Source organism: Streptomyces scabichelini (genome assembly GCF_011045015.1).
GTDB classification, from domain to species: Bacteria; Actinomycetota; Actinomycetes; order Streptomycetales; family Streptomycetaceae; genus Streptomyces; species Streptomyces scabichelini.
Window position 1 is genome coordinate 1 of the sequence record NZ_JAAKZY010000257.1, and the last position, 13,859, is coordinate 13,859.

At 71.3% G+C, this 13,859-nt stretch carries 8 protein-coding genes and 2 pseudogenes; 8 read left to right on the top strand and 2 right to left on the bottom strand.

Going from position 1 to position 13,859, the window contains the following annotated elements; all coding sequences use genetic code 11:
• Nucleotides 1-275 precede the first annotated feature (275 nt).
• From G5C60_RS52765 to G5C60_RS44140, 7 genes and pseudogenes are all read left to right on the top strand, one after another.
• Nucleotides 276-2,294: pseudogene (locus tag G5C60_RS52765) on the top strand (bifunctional polysaccharide deacetylase/glycosyltransferase family 2 protein); the annotation flags it as partial.
• Nucleotides 2,295-2,561: 267 nt separating this feature from the next.
• Nucleotides 2,562-3,593: pseudogene (locus tag G5C60_RS52770) on the top strand (acyltransferase family protein); the annotation flags it as partial.
• A 168-nt stretch (nucleotides 3,594-3,761) separates the two neighbouring features.
• Entirely contained in the window at nucleotides 3,762-5,603 is a 1,842-nt protein-coding gene (locus G5C60_RS44120; RefSeq protein WP_165268751.1) for a pyridoxal phosphate-dependent aminotransferase, read from the top strand.
• Nucleotides 5,600-6,403 carry a phosphatidate cytidylyltransferase gene (locus tag G5C60_RS44125; protein ID WP_338146101.1) on the top strand — a complete coding sequence of 268 codons (804 nt, stop codon included), beginning with the start codon at nucleotides 5,600-5,602 and terminating at the stop codon, nucleotides 6,401-6,403. Before G5C60_RS44120 ends, G5C60_RS44125 begins: the two co-directional genes overlap by 4 nt.
• A 191-nt stretch (nucleotides 6,404-6,594) precedes the next feature.
• The gene (gene abc-f / locus G5C60_RS44130) at nucleotides 6,595-8,241 is read left to right on the top strand and encodes a ribosomal protection-like ABC-F family protein (protein ID WP_165268753.1); all 1,647 of its coding nucleotides are present in this window, start codon (nucleotides 6,595-6,597) and stop codon (nucleotides 8,239-8,241) included.
• Between the two features lie 84 nt (nucleotides 8,242-8,325).
• Nucleotides 8,326-9,276, top strand: a complete 951-nt coding sequence (locus tag G5C60_RS44135) for a phosphotransferase (RefSeq protein ID WP_165268755.1) — start codon at nucleotides 8,326-8,328, stop codon at nucleotides 9,274-9,276.
• Between the two features lie 111 nt (nucleotides 9,277-9,387).
• A complete protein-coding gene (locus G5C60_RS44140; protein ID WP_165268757.1) occupies nucleotides 9,388-11,037 on the top strand; it encodes an FAD-binding protein in 1,650 nt (549 codons plus the stop codon).
• 11 nt (nucleotides 11,038-11,048) lie between these two features.
• On the opposite strand, the gene G5C60_RS44145 is transcribed toward G5C60_RS44140, so the two are convergent.
• Together G5C60_RS44145 and G5C60_RS44150 are read right to left on the bottom strand one after the other, a co-directional pair.
• Nucleotides 11,049-12,014: an isopenicillin N synthase family oxygenase gene (locus tag G5C60_RS44145; RefSeq protein ID WP_165268759.1), complete on the bottom strand. Its 966-nt coding sequence runs from the start codon at nucleotides 12,012-12,014 to the stop codon at nucleotides 11,049-11,051.
• A complete protein-coding gene (locus tag G5C60_RS44150; protein ID WP_165268761.1) occupies nucleotides 12,007-12,483 on the bottom strand; it encodes a nucleoside deaminase in 477 nt (158 codons plus the stop codon). Before G5C60_RS44150 ends, G5C60_RS44145 begins: the two co-directional genes overlap by 8 nt.
• 111 nt (nucleotides 12,484-12,594) lie before the next feature.
• On the opposite strand from G5C60_RS44150, the gene G5C60_RS44155 reads away from it, so the two are divergent.
• Nucleotides 12,595-13,859: PucR family transcriptional regulator ligand-binding domain-containing protein (locus G5C60_RS44155; RefSeq protein WP_165268763.1), on the top strand; the 1,265-nt coding region annotated here is incomplete at its 3' end.

The following is a 13,859-nucleotide window of genomic DNA, read 5'->3' on the forward strand; positions in this document are numbered from 1 at the left end:
CCCTCCGATCCCTCCGACCCGTCCAACCCCTCCGCCCCCGAAGGCAGGGGCGGCGTGGGCGACGTGGTGGACGGCGTGGAGAACGGGGTCGTGGACCCGGTCACCGACGTGGTGGACGGTCTCCTCGGCGGGGTTCTTGGGTGACGCGCCTGTTCACTGGCCGCCGGTCGACGTCGACATCACCACGGACATCCCAGATATCCCAGACGTCCCGGCGGCCGCGTCCGCACGTCGTCGTTCCCTCACTCGTCCTGCTGGCGCTGGTCTGCGTCCTCATGCTCGGCGGTTACGTACGTGGTGACTACGCCGCCGACCACCGCACCCATCCGCTGGTCGCGGACGGCGACGTACCCCGGAACGTCCTCAACGGCGGCCCGATCGTCGACGCCACCGGCGAACAGCCCCATGCCCACAGCACGCCCGACCGCACCATCGTGCTGACCTTCGACGACGGCCCGGACCCGACCTGGACCCCGAAGGTCCTCGACGTCCTGCGGAAACACCGGGTCCCGGGCAGTTTCTTCGTCACCGGCACCATGACGTCGCGGCATCCGGGCCTCGTCGAGGACATGGTGGACGACGGACACGAGATCGGGCTGCACACCTTCGGCCACCCCGACCTCGCGTACAAGGACGCGGCGGGCATCGACCGCGAACTGGCGCAGGCGCAGCTCGCGCTGGCGGGTGCGGCCGGGATCCACAGTTCGCTCTTCCGGCCGCCGTACTCCTCGAAGACGGAGGCCCTCGACAACGTCTCCTGGCCGGTGGTCGAGCGGCTCGGCGAGGAGGGTTATCTCGTCGCGTTCATCGACCAGGACAGCGAGGACTGGAAGCGGCCGGGGGTCCAGAAGATCATCGACGGGGCCGTGCCCGAGGGTGACGACGGGGCGATCGTCCTGCTGCACGACTCGGGCGGCGACCGTTCCCAGACCGTCGAGGCGCTGGACCGGATGATCCCCCAACTCCAGGCGCGCGGCTACCGGTTCACCACCGTCGCCGAGGCCGCCGGGTCCGGCCCGCTGAACCAGCCCGTGTCCGGCACCAAGCTGTGGCAGGGCCGGGCCTTCGTGGCGGCCGTGGTCCTCTCTGAGTGGGCGCTGCCCGTGCTCGCCGGTCTGCTCGCCGTCGTCGGTGTCCTGGTGCTGGGCCGTTTCCTGGCGATGCTCGTCCTCGCCCGCCGCCATGCCCGGGCCCGCCGCGGAGCGGACTTCACCTGGGGAGACGGCGAGGCGGTCACCGAACCGGTGAGCGTGATCATCCCCGCGTACAACGAGAGCGAGTGCATCGCCGACACCGTGCGCTCGCTCGCCGCGAGCGACCATCCCATCGAGATCATCGTGGTCGACGACGGTTCGACCGACGGCACCCCCGAGATCGCCGCCGCGCTCGGCCTGCCGAACGTCACGGTCCTCACCCAGCGCAACAGTGGCAAGGCCGCCGCCCTCAACACCGGGATCGCGCACGCCAGTCACGACCTGATCGTGATGATGGACGGCGACACGGTCTTCGAGCCGGACACCGTACGCCGGCTCGTGCAGCCCTTCGCCGACCTCTCCGTCGGCGCGGTCGCGGGCAACGCCAAGGTCGGCAACCGCACCACCATGATCGGGCGTTGGCAGCACATCGAGTACGTGATGGGCTTCAACCTCGACCGCCGCATGTACGACCTGCTGCGCTGCATGCCCACCATCCCGGGCGCCATCGGTGCGTTCCGCCGCGTGGCGCTCGACCAGGCCGGGGGGATGAGCGACGACACGCTCGCCGAGGACACCGACATCACCATGGCCCTGCACCGGGCGGGCTGGCAGGTGGTGTACGAGGAGAAGGCGGTCGCGCACACCGAGGCCCCGGGTTCGCTCGGCGAGCTGTGGCGCCAGCGCTACCGCTGGTCGTACGGCACCATGCAGGCGATGTGGAAGCACCGCGGCGCGCTGCGCGACCGCGGGCACTCCGGGCGCTTCGGCCGGGTCGGGCTGCCGCTGGTCACCGTCTTCATGGTGCTGACCCCGCTGCTCGCCCCGCTCATCGACCTCTTCGCCCTCTACGGCCTCGTCTTCATGGACCCCGGGCGTACGGCCCTGGCGTGGTGCGCGGTGCTCTGCATCCAGGCCGCCTGCGCCGCGTACGCCTTCCGCCTCGACGGCGAACGGCTGCGGGAACTGTGGGCGCTTCCCCTCCAGCAGCTGGTCTACCGGCAGTTGATGTACCTGGTGCTCATTCAGGCCTGTCTCACCGCGATCAGCGGCGGCCGGCTGCGCTGGCAGAAACTGCGCAGGACGGGGGAGGTCGGCGCACGCGTCATGGCGGCGAGTGACGTCACGGCGAAGGGCGGCGCCCCGGCGAGGGTCGGCGCCCAGGCGAAGGGTGACGTCACGGCGAAGGGCGGCGTCATGGCGAAGGGCAGCGGGCCCGCGCCGACGACCACGCTCGGCAGCATCCCGGAGCAGAGGACCGCGGGCTCGGCACCGTCCACGCCCCCGGCCCGCCCCGCCGGACGCGACCGCTACCTCGACCTCCTCCGCTCCCTCGCCCTGCTCCGCGTCGTCACGTACCACACCTTCGGCTGGGCCTGGCTGACGCTCGTCTTCCCCTCGCTCGGGGTGATGTTCGCGCTGGCCGGCTCACTCATGGCGCGCTCGCTCAACAGGCCCGCGCTCTCCGTGATCCGGGGCAGGATGCGGCGCCTGCTCATCCCGTTCTGGGTGTTCGCCGCCGTCGCGCTCTGCTGGATGCTGGTGCGCGGCTGGAGTCCCGTACAGCTGCCCCGGCTGCTGCTGTGGGTGCTGCCGCTGGGCGATCCGCCGGGCAGTGAGTGGGGCGAGCAGCTGACCGGGACGCTCTGGTACATCCGCGCCTACCTGTGGTTCGTGCTGCTGTCCCCCGTCCTGCTGTGGGTCTGGCGGCGCGCTCCGCTCCCTCTCCTCGGGGGCTTCCTGGCGCTGGCCGCGATCAGCCAGTACGAGCTGTGGGACCTGCCGGTCCTCGTCGGGTCGGCCCTCACCGACCTCGGCGTCTTCGGTGCCTGCTGGCTGCTCGGCTTCGCCCACCAGGACGGTTCGCTGGACGCGCTGCGCGCCCGTACCGTCTGCGCGGCATCGGCCCTGCTGCTGGCGGCCGGCGGCTGGTTCACGTTCACGCACCCCACGGATGAGGGCTACGACCTGGGCTCGATGCCGCTCGGCCAGGCCCTGTGGTCGCTGGGTTTCGTCCTCCTCCTCATGCGGTTTCGGCCGCGCTCCCTCCGCCGGTTGCCGTGGGTCGACGGACTGGTCCGTCTCTTCAACAACCGTGCCGTCACGATCTACTTGTGGCACGAGGTCGCGCTGATCCTCGCCGTATGGCTGACCGACCGGATGTGGCAGGTGCCGTTCCTGGCGCAGCATCTGCCGCTGGGCTTGGACTGGTTGCTGTTCCTGCTGGTCTGGCCGCTGATCGGGGCCGCGATCCTGGCGGTCGGCTGGACCGAGGACCTCGCCTCCCGGAAACGGCCCCACCCATGGCCCACGAAACCACCGAAGAAAGCCCCGGCCCCCGGGGAGACCCGAGAAGAGGAAGAGAGGGACGAGAAGGCGTACGCCGCGTCGTCCTCTTGAGACGGTCGTCCTCTTGAGAGGAGGTCGTCCTCTTGAGACGAGTTGGGACGAGCACTCGGGGGACGGTCGCGCCTGAGTACGCGTACTCAGGCGACTGCGTCGCTTGGCCCTGACGCGGCCGGTCTGTGGCCTCCAGGATGGAGCCCTCACGCGTCGAGAGAGGTGCCTATGGGCCGTGACCTGCAGCTGCGTGTTGCTACTGCGGAAGATCTCGAGTGGATTCACGAACTGCGTCACCGGGTGTATGCGGAGGAGCTGGGCCAGCATGCGCCGGATCCGGCCGGACGGCTTCGCGACGGGCTGGACGGCGACAACGTCTACCTGGTCGCGGCGCGAGGTGCGGCCCGCATCGGCTTCGTCAGTCTGACTCCGCCCTGGGTGGGGCGGTACGCGCTGGACAAGTATCTGAGCCGCGACGAGCTGCCGCTGCTGAACGAAAACGATCTGAGCGATCTGAGCGATCTGAGCGATCTGTTCGAGGTGCGCATCCTCACGGTCGAGCCGCGCTGGCGGGCCACGGCTGCCGCGCCGCTGCTGATGTACGCGGCGCTGCGCTGGATCGCCGCCCGGGGCGGTCGCCGGGTGGCGGCGATGGGGCGCACCGAGCTGCTCGACATGTACCTGGCCGTCGGTCTGCGCCCGGTCGGCCGGACCGTCCACAGCGGAGCGTTGACGTTCGAGGTGCTGACCGGCAGCGTGACCGAGCTGACGAAGCTGGCCACGGACCGGTACGGCACGACGCTGGAGCGTCTGGGGTCCGAGGTGGACTGGCGGCTTGACATGACGTTCGCACCGGGGCCGGACGGCTGCGAACACGGCGGCGCCTCGTTCGCCGCCATCGGTACGGACTTCCGTAGTCTGCACCGGCGCCATCGGGTGGTGGCGGCCGATGTGCTGGACGCCTGGTTCGCGCCGGCCCCCGGGGTGCGGGCGGCGCTCGCGGAGGATCCGGCCTGGGCCGCCCGGACGTCGCCGCCGACCGGCGCCGAGGGCCTGCTCGCGGAAATCGCCACGGCCCGGGGACTGCCGGCGGAGACGCTCGCGGTCGGCGCCGGTTCATCCGACTTGATCTTCAGGGCGTTCGGCCGGTGGCTGACGCCGGAGAGCAGGGTGCTTCTGCTGGACCCGGGCTATGGCGAGTACGCCCACGTCACGGAGAGGGTGATCGGATGCCGGGTGGACCGGTTCCGGTTGCGCCGCGAAGACGGCTGGCGGATCGACCCGGACCGGCTGTCCGCCGCCGTCGCCTCCGGTCACTACGACCTCGTGGTGGTGGTCAACCCGAACAACCCGACCGGACGCCACGCGCCGGCCGCGGAACTGCGCTCGCTGATCGCCGCCGCGCCGGCCCGGACACGCTGGTGGATCGACGAGGCGTACCTGGGCTATGTCGACCTGACCGAGTCGCTGGCCGGCCTCGCCGTGACGGACCCGCGGGTGGTCGTCTGCACCTCACTGTCCAAGATGTATGCGCTGTCCGGGATGCGGGCCGCTTACCTCGTGGCAGAGCCCAACACCGCGGCGCAACTGCGCCGATGGACGCCGCCCTGGCCGGTCAGCCTGCCGGCACAGCTGGCCGCGGTGGCGGCCCTGCGCGACCCGGAGTACTACAGCGACCGCTGGCGTCGCACCCACGCGCTGCGTCGGCAACTGGCCGCCGACCTGGCCGGTCTTGACGAGACCATGGTGGTCGAGGAGACCGTGGCGAACTTCCTCACCGTGATCCTGCCGTCCGGCGGTCCGAGTGCCGCACAACTGGTGCACGAGTGCCGCCGCCACGATGTGTACCTGCGCGACCTGTCGCCGTTGTCGCCGGAGTACCAGGGGCGCACCGTGCGCATCGCGGTCAAGGACACCGCCGAGAACGCGCGCATCGTGGCCGCGTGTCAGGCCGCCCTTGAAGTGCTGCGGCCGGGTTCGACGCCGGGTCCGGTGCCGGGTTCGGACTCGCTCGCTTCGACGCCTGCGGGCGCTCCCGCCGCTCCGCTGCGCTCCGGATCCGCCCGGTGATCACCGTGGCATCCCTGGCGCCCTACCTCGGTGGGGCGCTGGCGCTGAGCGGCGTCGCGGTGGCGGTGTCCCGGCGCCGCGAGCTGCTGATCCGCTGGTGCGCCTGGGCGGTCGGCGTGCCCCTGGTCACCGGTGCGTTCTGGTGGGGCCGCCCGGGGGCCGCGGCCCTCGCCATCGTGGTCGGGCTGATCGCGGTGCTGGAGTTCGGCGGGCTGATGCGGCTGGGCCGGGCAGACCGGGTGGTGCTGGCCGCGGCGGTGGCAGGCGTGGTGCTGGCCGCCTGGCTGGCGCCCGGCCAGGTGCTGCGGGTGGTCGCGATCGGGGCGCTCGCGGTGGCCGCGGTGCCGCTCCTTGCCGGCGACGCCGACCACGGCCAGTACCGGCTCGGCGCCGGCCTGCTCGGGCTGGCCTGGCTGAGTGTCCTGGCCGCGCTGGTGCCGCTCGGAGCGAGCGCGCTCGCGCTCTTCGTGGCGGTCTCGGTCGCCGACATCGTGGCCTACTTCGCCGGTCAGCGGCTGGGCGGGCCGCGGCTGTCACCGCTGTCACCGGCCAAGCGGTGGAGCGGGACCCTGGCCGGGGCCGCGGCCGGCCTCGGCGCGCTCGCCGTGCTGTCCGCGCTGAGCTGGCCGATGGCGGTTGCCGTGGCGGTCGGTGGCCCGGTCGGCGACCTTCTCGAGTCCATGATCAAAAGAGGTGCGCAGACGAAGGACGCCGGCCACTGGCTACCCGGCTCCGGCGGCCTGCTCGACCGGATCGACTCCCTGCTCATCGCGCTGGCGGTCCTGCTTGTCCTGCGCTGACAGATGCCTGCTTGTTTCCGGACCGCAGACTTCGTGAGACGCGAGTAGAAGTCGAATAGAAATCGAGTAGAGACGATACGCATCGTCTTGCTACAGTGCATGCATGGCTTTCTTCTGCTTTCTCTGAGTCCGGGCACGGCCGCCGCCGTTTCTGCTGCCCGTAGACATCTCGCACCCCCAGGGAAAGTCACATGCGCGAACGCGCCCATACAGCTGTGCCCGCCGCCGTGGCACAGCTGTCCGTCAAGAACGTCACCAAGTCCTACGGCACCCGGACCGTCCTCGACCAGGTCACCTTCACTGTCCGCCCAGGTGAGAAGGCCGCCGTCATCGGCGAGAACGGCTCCGGCAAGTCCACCCTGCTGCGACTGCTCGCCGCGGCCGAGATGCCGGACGCCGGGGAGATCACCGTCGGCTTCCCCGGCGGCACCGGCCATCTCACCCAGACCCTCGACCTCGACCCGGGCTGCACCGTGCAGGACGCCGTCGACCTCGCCCTCGCCGAACTGCGCGACATGGAGCGGCGGCTGCGCACGGCGGAGGAGCGTCTCGGCGAGGCGTCGGAGGACGAACTCGCCGCGTACGGCGAGCTGTTGATCGCGTACGAGGACCGAGGCGGATACGAGGCGGACGCTCGCGTGGATGCCGCCATGCACGGGCTCGGGCTCGCCGGGATCACCCGCGACCGCGTGCTGGGCTCGCTCTCCGGCGGCGAACAGTCGCGGCTCGCGCTCGCCTGCGTACTGGCCGCCTCCCCCGAGCTGCTGCTCCTCGACGAGCCGACGAACCACCTCGACGCGGCGGCCGTGCGCTGGCTCGAGGAACAGCTGCGCGCGCACCGCGGCACTGTCGTCGCAGTCACGCACGACCGCGGCTTCCTGGAGCGCATCGCCACCACGATCCTGGAGGTCGACCGGGATGCGCGCACGGTGCACCGGTACGGCGACGGCTGGGCCGGCTACCGCGCCGCGAAGGCCGCCGCCCGGCGCCGCGCTGAGCAGGAGTACGCGGACTGGCTCCAGGAGGTGGCCCGTACCGAAGAGCTGCTCGACGCCGCCGGGAAGCGGCTGGCCACCACCGGCAAGGACCCGCAGCAGGGCTTCGGCAAGCACCGCCGCTCGCACGAGGCGAAGCTCGGCGGACAGGTGCGCGCGGCCCGCGAACGGCTGGCCCACCTGCGGCGCAACCCGGTGGCGGCGCCGCCGGAACCGCTGCGCTTCACGGCGGCGTTGACGGCGGCGGACGGAGAGCATCTCGTCGACCGTCCGCTCGTCGAGCTCGACGGCGTGACGGTCGGTGAGCGGCTGCGTCTTGACGGGCTGCTGACGATCACGCCCGGGCAGCGGCTGCTGGTCACGGGCGAGAACGGGGCGGGCAAGACGACACTGCTGCGCGTCCTGGCGGGCGACCTGGAGCCGGAGACGGGCGCGGTACGCCACTTCGCCCGGACCGGATACCTGGCGCAGGAGCTGCCCGCGCGCTCCACGAGGCTTCCGCTGCTCGCCGCCTTCGCGGCCGGACGGCCCGGGCTGCCGGAGGAGTACGCCGGACAGCTGCTGTCGCTGGGCCTGTTCCGTGAGGAGGACCTGCACGTCCCGGTCGCGGCGCTGTCCGCGGGGCAGCAGCGGCGACTGCAGATCGCGAGCCTGGTGACCCGGCCCGCGGACCTTCTCGTACTCGACGAGCCGACGAACCACGTCGCGCTCGACCTGGTCGAGGACCTGGAGGCGGCGCTCGTGGCGTACCCGGGGGCGGTGGTCGTGGTCTCGCACGACCGCGGCTTCCGCGAGCGCTTCCCGGGGGAGCGGCTGGAGCTGCGCGGCGGCCGCAGACGCTGACCCCGGCCGGGAAACCGGCTGCCCGCCTTGACCTGCCCGACAGTCAGAAATTCACCGCAACCAAACGATGGGAACGACTGAGCCATGACCGATTTCGTGACACCACAAGACGTCGCCCACCGCACCTCCGCCGCAGTCGACGCGGCTGTCGGAGCAGGGCGCGATCTCGGACTCACCGTGGCTGATGCCACGGTGCTCCACAACGTTTTCTCCGTCGTGGTCCACCTTGCGCCCTCACCGGTCGTGGCCCGGATTCCCATCGTCCTGCCGCAGAGCGAAGGCCTCGATTCCCTTGCGCGCCGCCAACAGGCGGAACTGGACGTGACACGGTGGCTCGCCGACCAGGGAACCCCCGTGATCCCTCCCAGCCCTTTAGTGCCACGGGAACCGGTCCAGCGCGACGGGTTCTCGATGACGTTCTGGCAGTTCGTCGAGGAGGACCGGGACAAAGAACCCGACTATGTGGCGAACTCCGAAAGCACTGCTGACCTGCACGCTGCGATGCGCGCATACCCGGGCCGTCTGTCGTTTCTGTCCGCAGCCGACCCGCAGTTCATTGCGGAAAGCCTTGCTCTGCTCGAAGAGTTCCCCGACCTCGTCGGTGCGAGCGAGCTGGACCGCGCACGCCGCGAGTGGCAGATCCTGGAACCTCTCGTGCGCTCACGCACGGCGTTCGAAGAAGCGTTCCCGGGGATCGACCTCCAGCCCATCCACGGCGACTGCCCGCCCGCGAACATCTTCTCCGGGGTGGACGGGGACCTCTACTCCGACTTCGAGCTCGTCACGCTGGGCCCCGTCGAGTGGGACCTGGCCGCTCTCGGGCCCGACGCCGAATCCGCCTACAACCGAGGTGCGCGGCGGGGCGGCATGAGGCCGTTGAACGAGGATGTCCTGAGGTTCGTGAACGCCGTGGGGATGCTGCGGGTCATCGCCACCTTCACGCTCGTGCCACAACTGCCCGAGCTGGCGGAGTACCTCAAGCCGGCCGTCGAGCAATGGCAGACGATGCCGTTCGCCGGCGGCATGGCCGACTGACACTTCGGGGTGCCAGCACCACCGGGTTGGTGGTGCTGGGACGACTGCCTGTTCCCCTTCTGCTGCCTAGGTTTGCTGTCTATTGGCCACCTGGAACGAGGGGGAATCTCGGTGAACGAGTTCAGCAGAAGGAACGTCCTGCGGGGCGGCCTGGCCGCGACGGCGGCGGGGGCCGTCGCCGCAGGGACAGGTGCCAGCGCCGCCATGGCAGCATCCGGGTCCGGGTCGGGGTCCGGTTCCGCGTCCACGGCCGCGGAGGCGGCCACGGCACCGTGTCTTCCGCCGCCCGGCCCGTCCAGGGTCGGGCAAGGTGATCCGCGCTTCCGGTCCCTGGCCTCCCGGGGCTACAACCGGCGGTTCGAGGGCAAGCCCGAGCACGTGTGGGTGGTGGGCACGACCGAGCATGTCGTACGGGCCGTGCAGGAGGCGGTGGACAGCGGCCGGCGGGTCACCGTCCGCAGCGGCGGCCACGGCTTCGAGAACTTCGTCGCCGATCCGGCGGTGGAGGTGGTCATCGACACCGCCGCCATGACGGCCGTGTCCTACGATCCCGGCCGCCGTGCCTTCGCCGTGGAGGCCGGGGCGCTGCTGGGCGAGGTGTACCGGAAGCTGTATCTGGGGTGGGGGGTGACCATCCCCGCCGGCTGGTGTCCCACGGTGGGCGCCGGCGGGCACGTCCTGGGTGGCGGCTTCGGCCCGCTGTCCCGGCTGCTGGGCCTGGCCGTCGACCACCTGTACGGCGTCGAAGTGGTGGTCGTGGACCGCGAGGGCAGGGCGCGCAGCGTGGTGGCCACCCGAGAGCGGTCGGATCCGAACCGGGACCTGTGGTGGGCGCACACCGGCGGCGGAGGCGGCAGCTTCGGAATCGTCACGCGCTACTGGTTCAGGTCACCCGGCGCGCACGGTGACGACCCTTCCGGGCTGCTGCCCGCGCCGCCCGCCGGAGTGCTGAGCTTCTCGGTCGACTGGGACTGGCAGAAGCTCGACAAGGCGTCCTTCGCACGGATTGTGCGCAACCACGGTGAGTGGGTCGAACGGCACAGCGCCCCGGACTCGCCCTATCTCGCGCTCTACAGCGAACTCCAGCTCAACCGCCGCCCGTTGGGCACGGTCGGCCTGATCGGCCAGGTGGCCGCGGATTCCGGAGCCCAGCGGCTGCTGGACGACCACCTCACCGCGATCACCGAGGGCGTTGCGGTCCAGCCGGTGCGCACGGTGAGGAACCAGGCTTGGCTGGCCGCGGCCCTGGCCGGCTCGCCGGGTGATCCGGGTCCCGTCTACCGGCTGAAGGTCAAGTCGGGGTATCTGCGGCGACGCCTGACCGACCGGCAGATCGAGGTCCTGCACCACTACCTCACCCGGTCCGACTACGACCACCCGGGCGGGAGCCTGAGCCTCTACACCTTCGGCGGCAAGGTCAACACGGTGGCCCCGGACGCGACCGCGACACCGCACCGCGACACGATCATGAAGATGTTCTACGCCAACGGCTGGGAGGACCCCCGGGACGACGCCCGGCACCTGACCTGGCTGCGTGAGCTCTACCGTGACCTGTACGCCGACACCGGCGGCGTCCCCGCGGCCGCCGACGGCGCGTTCATCAACTACCCGGACAACGACCTCGCCGACCCCGACTGGAACACCGGCGCCCCCTGGCACACGCTCTACTTCAGGGACAACTACCCCCGGCTCCAGCGGATCAAGGCGAAGTGGGACCCCCGCGACATCTTCCACCACGCACTTTCGATACGCCCGGCATGAGCTGACAGTGATCAGCCGACGCTGATCGAGTCCAGCTTCTCCCGCAGGTACGCGTGCGAGTCCACAGCCTCGTACGCCACCCGTCCCACCGGCGCCGGCACCGACTCCACGAGCGTCCCGGGCGTGCACTCGCCGAAGTAGACCAGCGACATCAGCTCCTCGGCGGGCGCGTCCGCGGGCGGCGGGAGGACCCGGTGGCGGCCGGAGCGCCAGCGGTCGCCGGTCCAACGGGCCATCAGGTCACCGATGTTGATGGTGAAGGCGTCCGGGTCGAAGGGTGCGTCCTCCCAGCCGCCGTCGTCCGTGTAGACCTGCAAGCCACCCTTGCCGGCCTGCCGGTCGAGGATCGTGACCGTGCCGAAGTCGGTGTGGGGGCCGATGCGGAACTGGCCGGGTTCCGGCTCGCCGATGACCTCCGTACCCGGATACCAGTTGATGTTAAAGCCGTAGGTGGGATGGTCCATGTGCTTCGTGAAGAAGTCCAGTTCCAGGCCGAGGGCCTCGCCGAGGAGGGCAAGGAGTTGGTTCTCCAACTCGGCCATGCTCGCCAGATATTCCTCGCACAGCTCCTGGAGTTTCGGCACTTCCGCGGGCCACACGTTCGGCGCGTACCACTCCTCGTTCACGACCGGGTCCTCGAAGGGCTCGTGCGTCGCGAACGTCAGCGACTCCTTCAGGTCCGGCGGGGTCTCCGTACCCTCCGAGTAGCCGTTGGCCTCCGCGCCGGGGCCGAGCCAGCCGCGGCCGCCGACCTGGGCGGCGTACGGCTGCTTGGTCTCGGCGGGCAGCCGGAAGAAGGCGCGGGCGGAGTCCCTGATCGCCGTCCGGAGCTCCGGGTCGACGCCGTGCCCCGTCACGAGCAGGAACCCGGCCGTCTGCAGGGCCTCGTCGACCGTGCGGGCGATCTCCTTGCGGGCCGCGGGGTCGCCGGAGAGCCAGGGGCGCAGATCGATCGTGGGGATACGCGGGTCAGTCACCGATGTCCTCGTTCCACAGAGCCGGGTTGTTCTTGATGAAGTCGCGCATCAGGTCGGTGCACTCCGGGTCGTCCAGCAGGACGATCTCCACGCCGTGTCCGGCCAGCCAGTCGTGGCCGCCGTGGAACGTCGTCGCCTCGCCGATCACCACCCGGGAGATGCCGAACTGCCGCACCAGGCCGGAGCAGTACCAGCAGGGCGAGAGGGTGGTCACCATCGTCGTACCGCGGTACGTCCGCTGCCGGCCCGCATTACGGAAAGCCGCGGTCTCCGCGTGCATCGACGGGTCGTCGTCCTGGACGCGCCGGTTGTGCCCGCGGCCGAGGAGCTTCCCGTCGGCCCCGTACAGGGCCGCCCCGATCGGGATGCCGCCCTCGGCGAGCCCCGCCCGCGCCTCCTCGACGGCGGTGGCGAGCCACGCGCGTGCCTGTGCCTGATCCACATCCAGTGCCTGATCCAAGCGCTCCATGACTCCACTCTCCTGTGGTCGAAACACGAGGGCAACGTGCGGAAAGTACTCTCCGGGCAGCCCACAGCCGGACGAACTGTCAGCGCCCTGTCCGCGCCCCTGGAGGTCCCCGTGCCCGCATTCACCCTCCGCGAGATCCTGGCCCTCGACTCCGTCCGCTCGGCGGAGCCCGAACTCCTCGCGGGAGAGGGCTCGTTGGACCGCCCCGTCCGCTGGGTGCACTCCAGCGAGGTGTACGAGGGCGCGAACTTCCTCGACGGCGGCGAACTGCTGCTGACCAACGGTTTCGGGCTGACGGACGCGGACGTCCCGTCCCGACGGCGGTACGTCCGCGAACTGGCCGCCCGAGGTGCCGCAGGGCTCGCCGTCGAGGTGGGCCGCTCCCTGCCGCGCATGCCGGACGAGGTCACGGACGAGGCCCGCCTCCTGGGGCTTCCGCTGGTCGCGTTGCGGCGCGTCGTCCCCTTCGTACGCATCACGGAGGCGGCGAACCGGGCGATCGTGGCACGCGGCCTTTCGGGCCGTGCCGTACGTCCCTGGGGCGCGGACCACACGGCGGCCCTGCTCGCGGACCTCGCGGACGGCCAGGCACTCAACCAGCCGGAGGTCGAGGCCCGTGCGGCCCTCGCGGACTTCCACCCGGCGCCGGGCGCGCACCTGCTCGGGGTCTCGGTGCACGGGCCCCAGCACACGGCACTGACGGCGGTCGAACGGGCAGTGCGCCGTCTCGCCGGGACGGGCGCGCTGCGGGCCGCGTTCCCCGGCGACGTACTGGCGCTGCTCGCGCTGTCGCCCGGCGCGGAGGCGCGGCCCGGGAGCACGCGGGATCCGGTGCGCGCGGTGCAGGAGGCGTTCCGGGCCACGGCCGAGCCGGGGCTGACCGTGGCGGTCGGCCATGCGGTGGTGGCGGGCAGCGGCTGGCTGCGCTGGAGCGAGACGCTGCGGGCGGCCCGTACGACGCTGGAGCTGGCGCTGACCGTACCCGCGGCCGAACCCGGCGACGACCAGGGCCCGTCGGTGACGTCCGCCCGTGCCCTCGCCCTGGAACGCGAGCTCACCCGAGGCGGCGTCGACGCCAACCGCGACCGCCTCGCCCGCCTGGTCCAGCACGCCCTGGGCCCTCTGCTGGCCTGGGAGGCGGCTCACCCCAGCGACCTGGTCCGCACCCTGGAGGTCCACCTCCGCCACGGCTGCTCCCCGACCCGCACGGCCACCCTCCTCCACATCGGCCGGCAGTCCCTCTACCAGCGTCTGGAACGCATCGAGTCCCTGCTCGGCCTGGAGATCGACGACCCGGACCTGCTGGGTGAGCTGCTGGCGGCGGCTTGTGCGCATCGGGTGGTGCGGGGGGTGGGGGCGGCTTCGAAGGGCTCGAA